At 41.6% G+C, this 17,588-nt stretch carries 19 protein-coding genes; 12 read left to right on the forward strand and 7 right to left on the reverse strand.

The genetic code is table 11. The features are described from left to right. Positions 1–86: 86 nt before the first annotated feature. The gene (locus CU053_RS03445; protein WP_100550751.1) at positions 87–1,253 is read right to left on the reverse strand and encodes an ATP-binding protein; all 1,167 of its coding nucleotides are present in this window, start codon (positions 1,251–1,253) and stop codon (positions 87–89) included. A gap of 91 nt (positions 1,254–1,344) precedes the next feature. Continuing rightward, a complete protein-coding gene (locus tag CU053_RS03450) occupies positions 1,345–2,904 on the reverse strand; it encodes an ATP-binding protein (protein ID WP_158106971.1) in 1,560 nt (519 codons plus the stop codon). 380 nt (positions 2,905–3,284) lie between these two features. Between CU053_RS03450 and CU053_RS03455 the strand changes: the two genes are divergently transcribed. The 7 genes from CU053_RS03455 (at position 3,285) to blaOXA (ending at position 8,434) form a co-directional block, all read left to right on the forward strand. Beyond that, on the forward strand, positions 3,285–4,439 hold the full coding sequence (locus CU053_RS03455) for an ATP-binding protein (RefSeq protein ID WP_100550800.1): 1,155 nt from the start codon (positions 3,285–3,287) through the stop codon (positions 4,437–4,439). Between the two features lie 83 nt (positions 4,440–4,522). After that, on the forward strand, positions 4,523–4,966 hold the full coding sequence (locus tag CU053_RS03460) for a VOC family protein (RefSeq protein ID WP_233263328.1): 444 nt from the start codon (positions 4,523–4,525) through the stop codon (positions 4,964–4,966). Next, entirely contained in the window at positions 4,959–5,927 is a 969-nt protein-coding gene (locus CU053_RS03465) for a phosphotransferase family protein (RefSeq protein ID WP_100550799.1), read from the forward strand. Before CU053_RS03460 ends, CU053_RS03465 begins: the two co-directional genes overlap by 8 nt. A gap of 42 nt (positions 5,928–5,969) precedes the next feature. Continuing rightward, positions 5,970–6,254, forward strand: coding sequence for an AbrB/MazE/SpoVT family DNA-binding domain-containing protein (locus CU053_RS03470; protein WP_100550798.1), 285 nt, complete (start codon positions 5,970–5,972; stop codon positions 6,252–6,254). Beyond that, positions 6,247–6,621, forward strand: coding sequence for a type II toxin-antitoxin system PemK/MazF family toxin (locus tag CU053_RS03475; protein WP_100550797.1), 375 nt, complete (start codon positions 6,247–6,249; stop codon positions 6,619–6,621). Before CU053_RS03470 ends, CU053_RS03475 begins: the two co-directional genes overlap by 8 nt. A 138-nt stretch (positions 6,622–6,759) precedes the next feature. Further along, positions 6,760–7,539 (forward strand): class I SAM-dependent methyltransferase, encoded by a 780-nt coding sequence (locus CU053_RS03480; RefSeq protein WP_100550796.1) that lies wholly within the window; start codon positions 6,760–6,762, stop codon positions 7,537–7,539. 103 nt (positions 7,540–7,642) lie between these two features. Further along, on the forward strand, positions 7,643–8,434 hold the full coding sequence (gene blaOXA, locus CU053_RS03485; RefSeq protein WP_100550795.1) for a class D beta-lactamase: 792 nt from the start codon (positions 7,643–7,645) through the stop codon (positions 8,432–8,434). 65 nt (positions 8,435–8,499) lie between these two features. On the opposite strand, the gene CU053_RS03490 is transcribed toward blaOXA, so the two are convergent. From CU053_RS03490 to mnmG, 3 genes are read right to left on the reverse strand one after another with little or no spacing between them, the layout of a single operon-like run. Next, a complete protein-coding gene (locus CU053_RS03490) occupies positions 8,500–8,754 on the reverse strand; it encodes an oxidative damage protection protein (RefSeq protein WP_100550794.1) in 255 nt (84 codons plus the stop codon). Positions 8,755–8,798: 44 nt separating this feature from the next. Next, on the reverse strand, positions 8,799–9,218 hold the full coding sequence (locus CU053_RS03495) for a hypothetical protein (protein ID WP_100550793.1): 420 nt from the start codon (positions 9,216–9,218) through the stop codon (positions 8,799–8,801). Between the two features lie 12 nt (positions 9,219–9,230). Continuing rightward, positions 9,231–11,132, reverse strand: coding sequence for a tRNA uridine-5-carboxymethylaminomethyl(34) synthesis enzyme MnmG (gene mnmG / locus CU053_RS03500; RefSeq protein WP_407643790.1), 1,902 nt, complete (start codon positions 11,130–11,132; stop codon positions 9,231–9,233). A gap of 203 nt (positions 11,133–11,335) precedes the next feature. Between mnmG and lptB the strand changes: the two genes are divergently transcribed. From lptB to ald, 5 genes are all read left to right on the forward strand, one after another. Then, entirely contained in the window at positions 11,336–12,073 is a 738-nt protein-coding gene (gene lptB / locus CU053_RS03505) for an LPS export ABC transporter ATP-binding protein (protein ID WP_100550792.1), read from the forward strand. A 15-nt stretch (positions 12,074–12,088) separates the two neighbouring features. Next, complete coding sequence (gene rsmH / locus CU053_RS03510; RefSeq protein ID WP_100550805.1) at positions 12,089–13,015, forward strand: 16S rRNA (cytosine(1402)-N(4))-methyltransferase RsmH; 927 nt, start codon at positions 12,089–12,091, stop codon at positions 13,013–13,015. A 1-nt stretch (position 13,016) separates the two neighbouring features. After that, a complete protein-coding gene (gene ftsL, locus CU053_RS03515; RefSeq protein ID WP_100550791.1) occupies positions 13,017–13,343 on the forward strand; it encodes a cell division protein FtsL in 327 nt (108 codons plus the stop codon). Further along, complete coding sequence (locus CU053_RS03520; protein ID WP_199244198.1) at positions 13,336–15,024, forward strand: peptidoglycan D,D-transpeptidase FtsI family protein; 1,689 nt, start codon at positions 13,336–13,338, stop codon at positions 15,022–15,024. The genes ftsL and CU053_RS03520 overlap by 8 nt, the downstream gene beginning before the upstream one ends. Positions 15,025–15,250: 226 nt before the next feature. Then, a complete protein-coding gene (ald, locus tag CU053_RS03525; protein ID WP_100550790.1) occupies positions 15,251–16,390 on the forward strand; it encodes an alanine dehydrogenase in 1,140 nt (379 codons plus the stop codon). On the opposite strand, the gene CU053_RS03530 is transcribed toward ald, so the two are convergent. Then, positions 16,358–16,801, reverse strand: a complete 444-nt coding sequence (locus tag CU053_RS03530; RefSeq protein ID WP_100550789.1) for a transcriptional repressor — start codon at positions 16,799–16,801, stop codon at positions 16,358–16,360. The genes ald and CU053_RS03530 overlap by 33 nt on opposite strands. A 6-nt stretch (positions 16,802–16,807) precedes the next feature. Next, complete coding sequence (locus CU053_RS03535; protein ID WP_100550803.1) at positions 16,808–17,584, reverse strand: metal ABC transporter permease; 777 nt, start codon at positions 17,582–17,584, stop codon at positions 16,808–16,810. Positions 17,585–17,588 lie beyond the last annotated feature (4 nt).

Raw genomic sequence — 17,588 nt, forward strand, 5'->3', positions numbered from 1 at the left:
CTTCTTTTTTATCCATAGAATTTTAGCTCCACACATCAACACCCTCTTTCCTCATACAAACCCAAGCAATCAATTTCATTGCTTGCCTAGCTTATTGCCGTTGCAATGTCCTTATAGTTGACCAAGGAAAACTTCCCCTCTATCTTGTAATGCTGTTTACCTGCATAGACGAGGAAAGCTTTACTCATGCGCTCCCCCACAAGAGAGCCGAAGTATTCTAATCCTTTTAGGAAGCTCGGATCAAAACTTTTTGCTGATTTGATCTCGATAGGAATTAAATCATTTGCACGTTTATACACAAGATCAACTTCGTTACCGTGATTGTCACGAAAGAAATATAAATTTGGCTCTAAGCCCCGATTAAAGCGAGCTTTTATGAGCTCTAAAACAACCAGATTTTCTACAATACTACCTCTTAAAGGATCTCTGGAGATCTGATTAATATTCTCTATGCCAAGGAGATAGCTCACAAGTCCCACATCAAAAAAATAAAGCTTAGGAGATTTAATTAAGCGCTTGCCAAAGTTTTCGTAATAGGGTGCAATCCGAAAAATAACATACGAAGCTTCCAAAATAGATAACCAATTCCCAATCGTTGCTGCGGATACGCCCACTTCATTGGCAAGATTTGTCTGGCTAAATATCTGTCCTACACGACTGGCACACAGTCTAAAGAATTTTTGAAATAATAATAAATCATGAACCTTGCTCATATGGCGAATATCACGCTCAATATAAGTACCCACATAACTTCTATAGAATGTTTGCGCATCCTGGCTTTTGGCGTAGATTGCAGGCATAAAACCATTGAGAAGGTACTCATCTAAATCCAGTTCTATTTGCTGTGTTTTGAGTTCGCCGATGCTTAAAGGAAGTAGAGAGATAAGGGCCGTGCGTCCCGCTAAAGACTGGCTAATTGCTTCATGCAAATCAAGTTGCTGACTTCCCGTCAGGATATATAATCCATTTTGCTGCTTTTGATCCACCATAACCTGCAAATATGATAAGAGCTTTGGGACTCGCTGAATTTCATCTATGATCGCGCCATCTGGAAATTGATCAATAAAGCCTCTCCCATCAAGCATTGCAAATTCGCGAACATCAGGATCTTCTAGATTTGTGTAAGGTTTATCTGGGAACAATTCTCTTGCTATCGTTGTTTTACCGACTTGCCTTGGTCCCACCAAAGTAACTATAGGATACTGCTGTGCCATCTTTTTTATGGGTTCACTCACAAGGCGTTGAATGTTCATTCTGTGTATTTATCTAAAACAATTTTATATTTACACGGAGTTTATCTTTAAAGACAGGTAAATTCAAGTAGGGGCGAAATATTTTTCTCCCCTACGCGTCAAGACACTCTGATACCAGGTCTATTACATTACGCTCAATCGGATCAAAACTCATGCCAATCAGATAAACAGGCTTATTGATACTAAGATATTTTTCCGCATAGTTTTTATCTTTAATCTGCTGAATAGCATTCTTGGCATCCCCCAGYTTRGCRAGTTTAAATTCAATAATYACCACCTTATCGTGCATGATCAYCGTCAAATCAATCTTGCCGTGATTGGTCACATCCTCAGGGATRGTGTCATATCCCAAGGCAGTGAGAAAGCTATAAACGATGCTSGCRTARAATCCYTCRTAMTKWTCAATYTGATTRTTGCGATACCAGTCATTAGGGATAGAGGCGAAGTGGCTGCTTAGGATTGTTTGCAAACGCTGAAAGTCGTCATCTTGTAAGCTCTGTGCAATCAAACGTAAATGCTGATTTTTAACCATCTGATTGGATGCAATCGTTGCCAGTGCCCCATTTAAGCTCGCTTTGACCTCTAAATTGGGATAAGTCAGCATATAAGCGTATTGCATACCTATCGTTGTGACTCCTTTAATCGTCAAATAGCCYGTTTGAAAGAGCAAGGTTTCAATCGGCATATTGTCGATATCAAAAGTTTTTAASATATCTTCTCCAACAACAATATCCTCYARATCAGGAATAAAATAACGGTTCTTTTCGATCATCTTGACCAAAAAAGTCGGTGTTGCCGTTTCAAACCAGTAATTCTGATAGCGATAGCCTTTATTGATAAATAGCAAAATATCAAACGGATTATAGACTTTCTGGCTTTCCGTCCCTGTAAAGTTATAGCCGTTATACCATTTTTTGAGTTGCTTCAAATCAACTTGTCCTTCGGTTAAATACATCCCAAATGACTGCTCCAACTCGACCTGGTTATAGCCGCAAATGTCAGCATATTTCTGATCCAGACTAATATCATCMARATTATTCAACTCGCTGAAAATACTGATTTTACTGAATCTTGATACACCTGTAAGCATCGCAAATTTGACATTCACATCCTGAGATTTAATCACGCTATAAAAGTTTCTAAGCCGCTGACGCATTGCCTTGGCAATCTCGGTATTATCGATATTATCCAAAATCGGCTTGTCATATTCATCGACTAAAATCACCACCTTATTATGGKTGCTCGCCAGTTGTTTGATCAARTAGGAAAACCGCGTGCTGATTTGATCATAAACATTTTCAATTTGATAAAGCGCATAATACTCATCCAAAAAACTGTGTATGTTAGCCTCTAAGATGTCGGGGTYTCTGGCATTGCCTTCCCCAAAGGTAAAATGGAGCACAGGATATTTTACATCCCAGTCCCAGTTRTTTTCCAGATACARRYCCTTAAACAGGTCTTTATTSCCCAGAAATGCCTGTTTWATCGTRTCGATYARRAGMGATTTRCCAAAGCGTCTGGGACGCGAGAGAAAATAATATCCCCCTCCGCCATGAACAAGCTCAGCAACATGTCTGGTTTTATCGACGTAAATATAGTCACCTGTGATGATTTTCTCTAAACCCGAAATACCAATCGGAAGTTTTTTCATGGGATTCAATCAAGCCATTTAAGATGCTCGGAGTATAACAGTTTGAGAGACTTAAAACCACCCTATCCCTCTTCTGTGTTGAAGCTGGTTATCTGCTGGCTTAAGATCGCCAAGCTGGGATTTTTCAGCGCGGCGGTATTGGTAGAACAAGTATTGAAGCCACTTCTTCACATGTTCTTTTGAAGCACCCAACTCGACCTGATCCAGTAAATGGTAGATGCACTCACGCCAATTGGGTAGGGATAGTGTCTTGCTCAAAAATAGCAAATTCAAAAATGCAAACAGTATTTTTAATTTACAACAGAAATTGCAAACTTAGTTTGCAATTCTAAGATGTCCAGTCATAATACCGACTGGTATGGATTATCTGGAAAACATCAATGTACAAGCGATTACTGGCAATAGATACTAAGATGACAAGCAGTGTGTTTTTATTTGGACCGCGTGGCACAGGGAAAACACATTGGCTTAAAAACACTTTCCCATCCGCGCTCTATTTTGACCTTTTGGACGACGCCATCTACACGGAATTTCTGGGGGACGCCAAGGCATTATCGCGGAAAATACCTAAGACCTATGAAGATTGGATTATTATCGATGAAGTCCAAAAGATTCCAAGCCTCTTAAACGAAGTGCATCGACTGATTGAGCATCAAAAATGTCGCTTTGTTCTCACGGGCTCAAGTGCGCGGGCATTACGAAAAAAAGGCGTAAATCTCTTGGCAGGTCGCGCTTTGACTTATCATATGCACCCATTAACGGCAAGCGAACTTCAGGATGATTTTGACTTAGCCTTTTCTCTTAAGTATGGAAACTTGCCTATGGTCTATTCGGCGGACAATCCAGAGCATTTCCTTAAAAGCTATATCCAAACTTATTTGAAGGAAGAAGTTCAGCAAGAGGCACTCACAAGGAACTTAGCGGTATTCACCAAGTTTCTACAAACAGCAAGCTTTTCCCAGGGTGAGACCATTAATTACAGTAATATTGCCAGGGAGATTGGCAGTAATCACCAAAGTGTGCGCAATTTTTTTGACATCCTGGAAGATTTGTTAATTGCCTATCGCTTGCCTGTATTTACGCGTCGAGCAAAACGCGAAGTCGTTACCCAAACCAAGTTTTACTACTTTGATGCTGGCGTATATCGCGCGATTCGTCCCAAAGGTCCTCTGGACTCGGAAGAAGAGCTTTCAGGAGCAGCATTGGAAAGTTTGTTTTTTCAGCAGGCTAAAGCACTCAATGATTATTATTTTTTGGGGTATGAATTCTATTACTGGCGAACACAGGCAAAGCACGAGGTCGATTTTATTTTGTACGGTGAACGGGGTTTATATGCAATTGAGATAAAGCGTAAATCTAAGCTCATTCCACACGACTTTAAAGGCTTACGCCTTTTTCAAGAGGACTATCCTATGGCAAAATGTATCATGCTCTACGGCGGGGATCAAAGCTATTGGGAGAACGAGATAAACGTTATGCCCTTTGAAAACGCCATTCGAACATTAGATAAAATTCTGACAGGAACGCTTATATGACACAATCCCTCACACAAAGCATTCGAAAGTTAATGAGAAACATCCTTAAACCTTGCACAAATCGCAATGGCTGTAACTCCGAAGTGAAAAAGTCCAGCCAAAGCGAGGAAAAGCGCGCGGTTGTGCACGTGTCGCTTGTCGTTAGAGACTACGATGAGGCTATAGCGTTTTATACCAAGAAGCTTCATTTTGATTTACTCGATGACATTTATCAGCCCGAACAAAATAAACGATGGGTTTTAGTGGCACCAAGGGGAGCAAATGGCTGTGCACTGGTTTTAGCAAGAGCCTCAAAACCAGAGCAATTGAGCTTTATTGGTAATCAAACGGGTGGGCGAGTTTTTCTGTTTTTGCACACCAATCGGTTTTGGGATGACTATCAAAAAATGAAGTCTGGTGGCATTGAGTTTGTTAGAGAACCTTCGATTGAAACTTATGGCACTGTCGCAGTTTTTAAGGACTTATACGGTAACTTATGGGATCTTTTGGAGCTTAATAAAACTTCAGTTGAACTGAATAATGTTTAAAATCTATTGGGGAAAAACAAGCGCCACATACCAGCTGCCAAAAGGGATGGTAGAGAAAATGGCACATCTTGCTTATCCCAATACAAAACTTATTTCGCATGAATTGATTGCTGGTGGGTGTGCTAATCTCAACATTAAAATTCAGCTAGAAGATGAAAAGTACCCACTCATTTTGCGTGTTTATTTGCGCGACAAAAATGCTGCTTACCGCGAACAAAAACTGGCGGCATTAATAAGAGAAACCGTGCCTGTACCGCTAACGCATTACATCGGCGAGCTTGAGGAGCATCATTTTGCCATTACAGAATTTATGCCTGGCATACCACTTCGAGACCTTCTACTGAGCGATGTGTCGCATGATCTTAATGCAATCATGCACGAAGTAGGCACGATTCTTGCAAAAATCACAGCGCATGAGTTTCCAAAAGCAGGCTTTTTTGATTCAAAACTGAACATTATTCCTGGCTCACCATCTGATGATTTCATGATTTTTGCTAAAGACTGTTTGAAACACGAGACTGTATTGTCTGTGCTTGCATCAGATACAATTGCCAAAATCAGTCAGGTTCTTGATCACTATGGTCACTTATTTCCCGATGAAAACGAAAAGCATCTTGTTCATGGCGATTTCGATCCAGCTAATATCCTTGTGCATAAAGTTGATGGGAGGTGGAAAATCAGTGCCGTTTTGGATTGGGAATTCTCTTTTGCTGGCTCTGTTTTGTGGGATGTGGCGACTTTGCTAAGATACGCCCACAAGTTACCTTTTGAGTTCCACTTAGCCTTCTTGGATGGTCTGAGATCTTGTGGTGTAAGGTTGCCTTCAAATTGGCAGGCTACAGTAAAGCTATTGAACTTGTTATCACTATTAGACTGTCTCAAAAGATCAGACTTCAAAACTCAGCTAAATCGATGCAAAGATATTTGCCAATTGATAGAACATATAATCTGCGGAAAATAATTTTTTAAACGCGTTGCTCATGCTTCTTTGCCAAGTTATACTATGTATAACTTAAAACACGGGAGAATTATGGTGCACATCAACGCTAAAGTTTTAAAATGGGGCAATAGCCTGGGCATTCGTCTATCGGGGGTCTTGAAAGAGCTGACTGATTTCAAAGTAGGCACAGAGCTTGATGTGGAAATTAAAAAAGAGGGATTATTTATTCGAAAACTTGAGAAAAAAACGATTCTGCCATTCTCGGAAACTGCTTTAATAAGTGATTTAAATAAAAAGAGTCACATGCACTTGTTAGTAAAACCCCAAGGCAGTGAGTGGCATGACTAAATTATACATCCCTGAACGTAATGATCTCATCTGGCTTGACTTTGAGCCTACTAAAGGCAAAGAAATTGGTAAATATCGCCCTGCATTTGTGTTATCGTCCAAAGCATACAATCAAAAGACGAATACGCTAATTTGTTGCCCTGTGAGCACTTCTATAAGAGGGGGAGCAACAGAAGTTTCAATTAACAGCCTTGAATCTCCATCCGTTATTGCTGCATCTATTGTGCAAACGCTGTCTTGGAAAGAGCGAAAATGCAAATTTATTGCTAAAGCAGAGGAAGAAGTTTTTAAAGCGGTTCTTTTGCGATTATTGCCTTTGTTGGGCGCTGAGGAAGTAATACAGGAAATATTGAATAACACGCTTTGAGAAAGTTTTGTATCCTAAAGGAAAAAATAGAATACTGAGTAGGAAATGTATGGCATAAGTGCAGACGGCTCTTGAGTTTAAGTGTCTTTAAGGGTATGATTTGTGCAACTTTAAAATTGTTCTAAATAAATACACAAAATGAATAATCAACAGAACCTTGGATTGCCATTGGAATACCAGCAGATGCCTGAGTATTTCGATGCACAAAACGTCAATGTGGAAACGGAAGTCAACAATGCTCTGATAGAACGCTTGCTTAATGCACATAATGTTAAAAGCGTACTGGATATGACTTGCGGCACAGGGTCACAGGTGTTTTATCTTCATCAACGCGGTTATGAAATAATCGGTAGCGATTTTAGTTCACCTCTCATAAGGCAAGCTCGTGAAAAAGTGCGCTCCAGAGGAGTGGATATTAGGTTTCTTGAGGGGGATATGCGGGAACTGGAAGTTGGGAAATTTGATGCAGTCATTTCGATATTTAACGCCATTGGACATTTGAGCAAATGGGATTTTGCAAAAGCCTTACAAAATATTCGCTCGAACTTAAAGGATGGAGGCATTTATATATTTGATATTTTTAACCTGGAGGCAGTCAGCGATAAGGTCATCCAGGATTTTGATATGGAGATTGAGAGTACTGTGAATGGCGTAAAAATGAAGCATACTCAACACTCCGAGGTTGACAGAGAAAATAACCTGCTGACCTCACATGATCATTACACCATTTTTAAGGAAAGTGAGAAACCTGAAATACGCACAAATACCTTTCATCTTCAAATCTATACTGCCCAGGAATTAAAAGATTTGCTGATGCAAAATGGTTTTGAAACCGTCTATCAATGCGATATGAACGGCAAGGATTTTGTTGCGGATAAGAGTCTTAGTGTTCTGACGGTTGCAAGGAAACGAGGATGAGTATAGCCGCAGCTGGGTGCCTTTGTTATGGTGCCGTTAAAATAAAGGATGGCACAGAGGTGTCGGTAAGGTTAGTTGGTTTGATAATAAAATCAGGTAAATCATGAAAAAATTTCTTTTATTTTTGTGCATGTTGATTGCCTCTTGCACTCACGCACAGCAATGTTTTATGGTGAAAGAAGAAGGTAATCTGATCTATCAGAAAGGGGATTGTAATCAGCGCTATTCGCCTTGCAGCACGTTTAAAATTGCCTTGAGTTTAATCGGTTACGATTCGAATATTCTTGTCGATGAAACGCATCCTCGGTGGTCATTTGAAAAAGGATATTCAGATTTCTTACCACAGTGGAGACAGGATCAAACGCCAGAAAGTTGGATGAAATATAGTTGTGTTTGGTACTCGCAGGTGTTGACCCAAAAACTGGGTATGAAAAAGCTTCAATCCTATGTCACACAATTTAACTATGGGAATGAAGATCTCTCAGGGGATAAGGGAAAAAATAATGGACTTACTCGTGCGTGGCTATCCAGTTCTCTTGAAATCTCAAGCGTAGAGCAAATCGCATTTTTAGAAAAGCTCTCAAAGGGTAAGTTACCCACAAGCCAATATGCGCACGAAATGACAAGAAGAATTTTGTTTGTAGAGAACTTGCCAAATGGCTGGAAGCTTTATGGCAAAACAGGAAATGGTGCTTTACTCAGCGCAGATAAAACCAAAAAGCTTGAAATCCAGCATGGCTGGTTCATAGGCTGGATTGAAAAGGCGGGTAGGGTTATTGTTTTTTCGGATCACATAAGTGATGACAAAAAGAAAAAGTGCTTTGCAAGTTTGCGTGCAAAGGAAGATGCGAAAAAAAGATTGCTCAGCATAATCAGTAGCATGGATGTAAAGTAACAGTAATAGCCTTACCATATCGATGAAAGGTAGCTGTTTACTCACCTTTATTTATGAAAGGGTGTTCAATCCGTAAGGTTGGGAGCAGAACCTTCACCAAATAGAAAATTTTCCATCTCTTTGAGTAGAAATTTTTTTGCTTCTGCTTCAAGCAAGTTCAAACGATATTCATTGATTAATATTGTTTGATGATCAAGCCACTTCGACCATGCTTCTTGTGAAATACTGCGTAAAATTCGCTGCCCAAGCTCTCCTGGAATTGGAGCGTATTGCATGGCGACGCCCTGCTTTTGTAGTTTTGTGCAAAATATGGTTGTCATAGGCGAGTCTCCTGAATTTGGTTTTTTCTCAATATTTACCTGGGTTAATAAGAAACGCAGTTATTCCCACGGAACGTTGTATCAACGATTTTCTTGGTTTTATTGTCAAAAACAATCCAGGTGGTGCACGATAGGGAATAGGTCTGTCCACCCACAATGGCTCCTGGGGTTGACACAATGGTGGTGTTGTTACCACTTTGTACGGTGGTAATATTCGTCGGCATTTGCGTGATTGGGGTGCTGATGATTTGCCGATCGCTATATACATAAGCAGTCTGATCATCGTCTAATTTCAAGGTGCTATTGGGGTAGCCCCACATCTTGATGAAGGTATCGATCGATTGTCCTTGCCACTGATCCAGGATGGCGCGATATTTTGCTGTTGTTGCGCAGCCCATAAGAAAAGCGCTTAGGCAAGCAAATACCATGATGTTAGCTAAATATTTGGCAAATTTTTTGCTCATGGCTTACTTTCCTTATTCAACGGTTAGCACTTTCTTTTTTAGAAAACCTAACTTCTTCATGTAAATAGTCAACAGCGAAATCGCCGCAGGCGTCACCCCCTCTATACGCGATGCCTCTCCTAAGCTCGAAGGCTTTTGCGTGCCAAGTTTTTGGCGCACTTCGTTGGATAAACCTGAGACCTTTGTGTAGTCAAAATCTTTAGGGATCTGCGCATTTTCCAATGCCTGATGTGCAATGATTTCCTCATTCTGTCTGTCGATATAGCCAGCGTATTTTGCTGATATTTCGATTTGCTCAATCGCTTGCGTGTGATCAATAAACTCGCCAAGTTCAGCAATATCAGCAAGACTTTGGTAATCAACTTCAGGACGCTTAAGCAAATCAAAAAGGCTGCTTTCTTTGCTCATAGCTTTGCCAAGAAGTGCTTCCAGTTTTTCAGCTCTTATTGTCTTTGGTGTAACCCAGGTTGATTGTAACCGCATGGTTTCAGCGAGAATAGTGTTTGCTTTTGCTAAATAAATATTTTTGTCTTCATCACTTAAAAGACCAAGCTCAATGGCTTTGGGGCAAAGGCGGGTGTCGGCGTTATCTTCCCTTAGAATTAAACGATATTCAGCACGTGAGGTGAACATGCGATAGGGTTCTTGAGCTCCCTTGGTGATAAGATCATCGATCAACACCCCAATATAAGCTTCATTGCGCTTTGGCGACCAGCTCGGTTTATTCTGCACTTTAAGTGCGGCATTTAGACCTGCGATAAGTCCTTGAGCCCCTGCTTCCTCATATCCTGTAGTTCCATTGATTTGACCTGCGAAAAATAGATTTTCCACATGTTTTGTTTCCAGGCTTGGCAATAAGCCTCGCGGATCAAAAAAATCATATTCAATTGCGTAACCAGGACGCGTAATATGGGCATTTTCAAATCCCTCAATGCTACGAATAAATTGCAATTGGACATCAAAGGGGAGGGAGGTTGACATGCCATTGGGATATAACTCAATGCTGTCTAAGCCTTCGGGTTCAACAAATATCTGATGACGTTCTTTATCCGCAAAACGTACGACTTTATCTTCAATGGAGGGACAATAGCGTGGACCAATGCCTTCAATCATTCCGCCATACATCGCTGAGCGATCCAGGTTCTTAAGAATGATTTCATGCGTTTTTAAGTTGGTATAGGTAATGTGGCATGGAACCTGCTTAGGATGTTTCTGTCCCTGACTAAAAAAGGAAAAATAGGTGATGTCTTCATCCCCAGGCTGCGTGCCCATTAATGAGAAGTTGACTGTGCGCTTATCAATGCGCGGTGGCGTACCTGTCTTTAGGCGGGCAACATCAAAGGGCAGTGTTCTGAGTTTTTGGGCCAAGGCATTTGCTGGTTGATCTCCCGCGCGTCCCCCTTGGTAATTATTAAAGCCAATATGAATTTTCCCCGCTAAAAATGTACCAACGGTTAAAATGACGGTTTTTGCTTTAAAGGCAAGCCCCATTTGGGTGACCACACCTGTGACCTGATCGTTTTCAATCATGAGATCATCAACCGCTTGCTGGAAGATTGATAGATTAGGTTGGTTTTCCAAAGCGTGACGCACGGCAATTTTATAAAGTGTGCGATCAGCCTGAGCGCGTGTAGCGCGCACTGCAGGCCCTTTTCTGGCATTAAGCGTGCGAAATTGGATGCCTGCCTTATCAATTGCTTTTGCCATGATGCCACCTAGTGCATCAATTTCTTTGACTAAGTGACCTTTACCGATTCCGCCAATGGCTGGGTTGCATGACATCTGCCCGAATGTGTCCATGTTGTGAGTAAGCAGTAAAGTGCTGGCACCCATGCGAGCAGCGGCGGCAGCGGCTTCGGTGCCAGCATGTCCGCCACCAACAACGATGACATCGAAAGGTTGTGGATAAAAAATCATAAGTAAATCAGATCGCAAAATAGACTGATGCGCATCATATAGAAAAATGGTTTGAATGTCCACGGTCTTTAAATTGCCTAAGCGGTCAGCATTTATCCCTCAAATAGCGGTGAAACTGCTTGAATATAAGTGGGTTTATGAATTAGGATGTCCGGGCAGTATTAGGCTAGATAGAAGCGGTTTTAGATTAAGAAATTGAAATGACAGAACACAAACATAAGCTCATCGCAACTCATTTAGGTAAATCCTATCGCTCTCGCTGGGTTGTTGTCGATGTGTCGATGGAAGTCAATACAGGAGAGATTGTTGGGTTATTAGGTCCTAATGGTGCGGGGAAAACCACCTCTTTTTACATGATTGTGGGTTTAGTTCGTCCCAATCGAGGTAATGTTTTTTTGGACGGAAAAGATGTTACAAAATTACCAATTCACTGGCGTGCGCGTCAAGGAATTGGTTATTTGCCACAAGAGGCTTCCGTTTTTAGAAAATTAAGTGTCGAGAAGAACATTCTGGCGATTTTAGAAACGCGCAAAGAGTTGTCCAAAGAACATCGCCAGGATGAGCTCGAGTCCCTATTGGATGAATTTAGTATTCAACATATTCGTAATAGTCTTGGGATGAGTCTATCGGGGGGGGAGCGCAGGCGTGTGGAAATCGCAAGAGCTTTGGCAATGTCACCACGATTTATTTTGTTGGATGAGCCTTTTGCAGGGGTAGATCCTATTTCAGTGATCGATATCAAAAAAATTATTATGCACCTAAAAAATAGAGGCATTGGTGTTTTGATTACGGATCATAATGTGCGTGAAACACTCGATATTTGTGAACGCGCCTATATTGTTAATGCAGGCAAAATGATTGCTTCGGGAAAACCAAGTGACATTTTAAGAAACGAGCAAGTCAGAAAGGTTTATTTGGGCGAGCAGTTTAGAATGTAAATGGATATTGGGCTTATGCATTATTCTGTACTATTAGATGAATCAATCAAATCGCTTGCAATCAGGGGTGGTGGTATTTATATTGATGGCACTTTTGGTCGAGGTGGGCATTCACGTCGAATTTTAACAGGCTTAACAGCTGGGCATCTGATTGCTTTTGATCGAGATCTTGCTGCCATTGATTATGCAAAAGTACATTTCGCTCAAGCGCTTCAAAGCAACCAACTAAGCTTAGTGCATGCACCATTTTCGACCATGGCGCAACACGTAGAGTCACTTGGTTTGACTGGGAAAGTTGATGGAATTTTACTCGATCTTGGCGTGTCGTCGCCACAATTAGATGAAGCTTCTCGTGGATTTAGTTTTATGAAGGATGGTCCTTTGGATATGCGCATGGATCAAACCAAAGGTTTGTCAGCCTACGATGTCATCAGTAGTTATAGCGATGAAGATTTGGCAAAAATCTTTCGCGATTATGCTGAGGAAAAGCATGCCTGGAGGATCGCCCAAACGATTAAAAGGGCACTTTCTGAGGGGCAGGTATTGGATAGTACCTTAAAACTTGCTCAGCTGATTGAGAAAACCATCGGCAAAAAGGAAAAAAAACATCCCGCAACACGCTGTTTCCAAGCGCTTAGGATTTGCGTGAATGAGGAGTTAGAGGAACTGTCAAAAGCGCTTATGAACGCATTTCAAATTTTATGCGTATCAGGACGTTTAGCAGTAATTAGCTTTCACTCACTTGAAGACAGAATAGTGAAGCAGTTTATGACCGAATTGATTAAGGGGAAACAACAGCATGTACCTCGTGGTATGCCAATACTTGAGGTTTTTAAACCAAAGGCACGGTGGATTGTGAAGCAAGGTAAATCAGGGGCAAAGGAGCTCAATGAGAACACGCGCTCACGCAGTGCTATTTTAAGAGTCATTGAAAAGGTGTGATATGACGCGAGCTGAAGTGCGAGTCAAGCTATTTGAATCCTTTGTCAAAAGCACCATGAATCTCAAGGTGTTGTCAGCTTTTATGCTGTGCGTGTTGTTGCTTATTTCTGCTTTTATGGTGGTTGCGGTGAAGTATCAGCATAAAGTGGCGCTGGATAAAGAGCAAAAGCTTTTATACAGCCAGGAAGACTTACGCGATCAATGGACACAAATTTTGATTGAGCACAGTACTTTAGCGTCACCATCGCATGTAGATGAGGTGGCAAAGGAAAATCATATGCACTTGCCAACGATCAAAGAGATTAGAGTGATTCAAAGCAATGGCTAAGATAAAATCAAGTTGGCGTTACTACTTCATTGTTATGTTGATTATAACCGTCATTGGACTTTTGCTTTATAGGCTTAGTCATATGCAAACTGTTGAATATAACAAGCTTAAAAAGGAAGGTGATAACCGCTCCGAACGCACGCTAACAACCACAGCTTATCGTGGCATGATCAGTGATCGAAATTGTAAGCCTTTAGCAATTAGCACTCCTGTGGATTCGATTTGGGTAGATCCATTTTTTATCAAAAGTGATGATCTAAAATTGCTTAAAATTCTCAGTATGCTTGAACTATCTGACGCGCAGAAAGAGAACATTATTTTGCGCATCAAGGCACGTGAAGGACGCAGTGGGTTTGTGTACTTAAAGCGTCAGGTTTCCCCGTTTGTTGCTCAGGAAGTTGAAGCCATGATGCTTAAAGGAGTAAAGGTTGAACGTGAATTTAAACGCTTCTATCCAGATGCCGAGGTGATGGCGCACGTGGTGGGTTTTACCAATATCGATGATAAAGGACAAGAAGGCATCGAGCTGCAATATGATAATTATTTGACAGGTGAAGATGGTAGGCGCTCAATCCAGAGAGATTTAAAGGGGGGGGTTGCGCGTAAAAATGCCGATGATCTTGAAGCTAGGCATGGGCAGGACATCAGTCTTAGCATAGATCGTAAGCTTCAATATATCGCCTATAAATATATTAAAGAAGGAGTTATTAATAACCATGCTGAAGCAGGCTATGCCGTGATCATTGATGTTAAAACAGGGGAAATTTTGGCGATGGTGAATTATCCTTCGTATAATCCCAACAATATGAGTGATGCCATTCCTCAAAAACGCAGAAACAGGGTACTGACAGACGTATATGAGCCTGGGTCGGTGATGAAACCATTTGCTGCCATTGCTGGCATGGAGTCAGGAAAATATGATGTTGATACCCTTGTAGACACCTCGCCAGGGTTTTATAAACTCAATGGGCGAACGGTAAGGGACTTTCGTAATTATGGTGAAATGGATCTGCGCCATATTCTCATGAAGTCATCCAATGTGGGTATTTCAAGGATTGTTTTGTCGATTGACGCCAATGCGTTAGCGGATACCCTAAGAAAGTTTGGCTTTGGGCAGATCACGAAAATCAACTTTCCAGGAGAGCGATCAGGTTATGTGCCAAGTCCGCGTAAATGGGGGGATTTTCCCTTAGCCACCCTATCCTTTGGTTATGGTATGAATGCAACTGCCTTGCAAATTGCTACCGCTTATAGCGCCATTGCAAACAGAGGAAAATTGATTCCACCGACTTTGCTGAAGCGTAATGAAAATGAAACAATTCAGGGTTATCAGGTCATTAATAGCGAGATTGCTGAGAAAACAATCGACATGCTAACTTCGGTGGTTGAAGGTTTGGGGGGGACAGCATCAAAGGCTCAGGTGCCTCAATACCATGTTGCGGGTAAAACTGGAACGGTGCGTAAGGCGATCGCAGGAGGGTATGCTTCTGATAGTTACATAGCAACCTTTGTAGGAATTGCGCCTTCGTCAAACCCTGAGATTGTGACGGTCGTGGTGATCGATGATCCCAAAGGGGAGGCCTATGGTGGTGGTTCGGCAGCAGCCCCTATTTTTGCCCAAATTACTCAACATGTCTTACGGGTTATGGGAGTGCCTCCAGATAAGCTCAGGCGTCCATGAACTTCTTCCCCAGAAACCCCGTAAAATGATTTACGATGGGTATAAATCTGCTAATTTACATTTGGTTTTTAGCCTTTTGCTTGTTATATTCCGCGAGGAAATTGGCTTTTTGTTGATTTTAAACAGAAGTATATACCATTCTGTAAACCTGACTACACTGGAGTAGTCAGGTAAAATGGTTTATGAGTGGTATCAGTTTAAAGATTAATTGTGGAGAGAGTAATAAATGATTGTTGGGATTCCTAAAGAGATTAAAAACCATGAGTATCGCGTTGGATTAACTCCTGGAAATGTCGCCGAATTTATTCAGCATGGACACACGGTATTGGTCGAGAATAATGCAGGAGATGCGATTGGATTTACCAATGAGGATTACATCACAGCAGGGGCTAAGATTGTGTCAGCAGCTGAAGAAATGTTTGCCAAGGCGGATATGATCATCAAGGTTAAAGAACCTCAGCCGAATGAATGTAAAATGCTGCGTAAAGGGCAGCTGTTGTTTACCTACCTGCATCTGGCACCAGATCCACAGCAGACCAGACTTCTCCTTGAATCTGGCTGCACTGCCATTGCCTATGAAATGGTAACCGACAAAAAGGGTCGCTTGCCATTATTAACCCCGATGAGCGAGGTCGCAGGACGCCTGTCTGTTCAGGCAGGAGCGCATTGTTTGGAAAAAGCACAAGGTGGCAGTGGGGTATTGCTAGGTGGTGTTCCAGGTGTGAAGTCTGCCAAAGTTGTCGTGATTGGTGGCGGTGTGGTTGGATTAAATGCCATTCGTATGGCGATTGGCATGGAAGCACATGTAACGGTTTTGGATAAGTCTTTAGATCGTTTACGTGAACTCGATGATTACTTTGGACCTAAACTCAATTGCATATATGCGACAAAAGATAATCTTGAGAAATATGTTCAGGAAGCAGATTTGGTGATCGGTGCGGTGCTGGTTCCAGGAGCAGCAGCTCCAAAGCTTGTGACTAAAGAGATGATTAAGGCGATGAAAAAGGGCTCGGTTGTCGTTGATGTTGCCATCGATCAAGGTGGCTGTTTTGAAACCTCAAAACCAACGACGCATCAAAATCCGACCTATGTAGTGGATGGGGTGGTGCATTACTGTGTTGCCAATATGCCAGGAGCAGTGGCAAGAACATCAACAGTAGCACTTAATAATGCGACCTTACCTTTTGCTTTGGAGTTAGCCGATAAGGGGTATCACCAGGCAATTCATGATAATGTTCACTTGGAGCATGGTTTGAGTGTACATCGCGGGATGCTGACTTCATTGCCTGTTGCTGACGCCCTTAATATGACCTATGTTGCCCCAAAGGAAGCTTTAGCTATGCGTGATCAGGCAATCTCGGCATAAACCTTTGATTTCAATGGCGTGATCGGTGATTGTGAAACCATCTTCTTTAGTCAATACCTGTAATCGCTCTTCAAGTGACACATCGTGGCGTTCCTTTTTATTGCCACAAGTGTTGCAAATAAACAGCTGGCATATCTTTTTTTCGGGGTGGCAGCACAAACTGTAAGTGTTATTAGAATAGATCTTGTGAATCAGTTCATTTTTCTGCAAAAAATCCAACACGCGGTAAAGAGACATAATATTGTAGTGCTTATTGCTTTCTTCTGCTTTGTTAAGCTTATCCTGTAAATCGTAGGCGCTAACAGGTTGTACTTGTTGTGCCAGCATGTCAATGACGCGCCAACGCAAGCTGGTTAGTTTGATATTTTGTGCTAAACAAAATGCTTCGATATGTGCTAGATGTGCCTTCATAATCAGTTAGTTCATAAGCAAATTCTTAATGAGTCCGATTAAATATATCCCACAGATGAGCATGGTAATACAAAAACTTGCGGGCAAGTTTGCATAAAAGGCTAAACACAAAGCACCCCAGACACTGAAAAGCGAGATTAAAATACTCAGTAACATGCTCTGATAGAAGCCATCACACCACTGAAATGCGCATGCCGCAGGACCAATAAGTAACGCGAAAACCAATAACACACCCACGATCTGACAAGCCATCGTGACTGTCAATGCCAGTGTAATAAAAAAAAGCATGGACAGCAGTTTGTTTGGGATATTTTGAGCACGTGCAATAACAGGGTCGATGGAGGTGAAAAACAGCGCTCTGGCGATTAAGGCTAATATGCTGATGATAATTACTGCCAATAGGATAAGCGTCATAATCTGTGTGTATGATACGGTTAAGATATTGCCAAATAAGATTGACATAATTGAACCAGAGTAACCTGTTTGGTACAGGTACAAGAAATAAGCCCCAAGTCCTAAAAAGAAGGTCAGGACAATACCTACGGCTAAATCATTTTTTTTGATTTTATCTCCCATGGCACCCATAATGCTTGCTGCAATAATGTTGGCAATGAGCTGACCACTCATGGCGGATAAACCAAGAAGCACGGCACCTGACGCCCCTGTTAGACTGATGTGACTTAAGCCGTGGGCCGCGAAGGCTGCCTTGCGAAGCACCACAAAGAAGCTTACGATGCCAGAGATAATAGCGATTAAACTGCCGGCGATAAAAGCGTTTTGCATAAAG

It is taken from the genome of Caedibacter taeniospiralis (assembly GCF_002803295.2).
Classification (GTDB): Bacteria; Pseudomonadota; Gammaproteobacteria; order Francisellales; family Francisellaceae; genus Caedibacter; species Caedibacter taeniospiralis.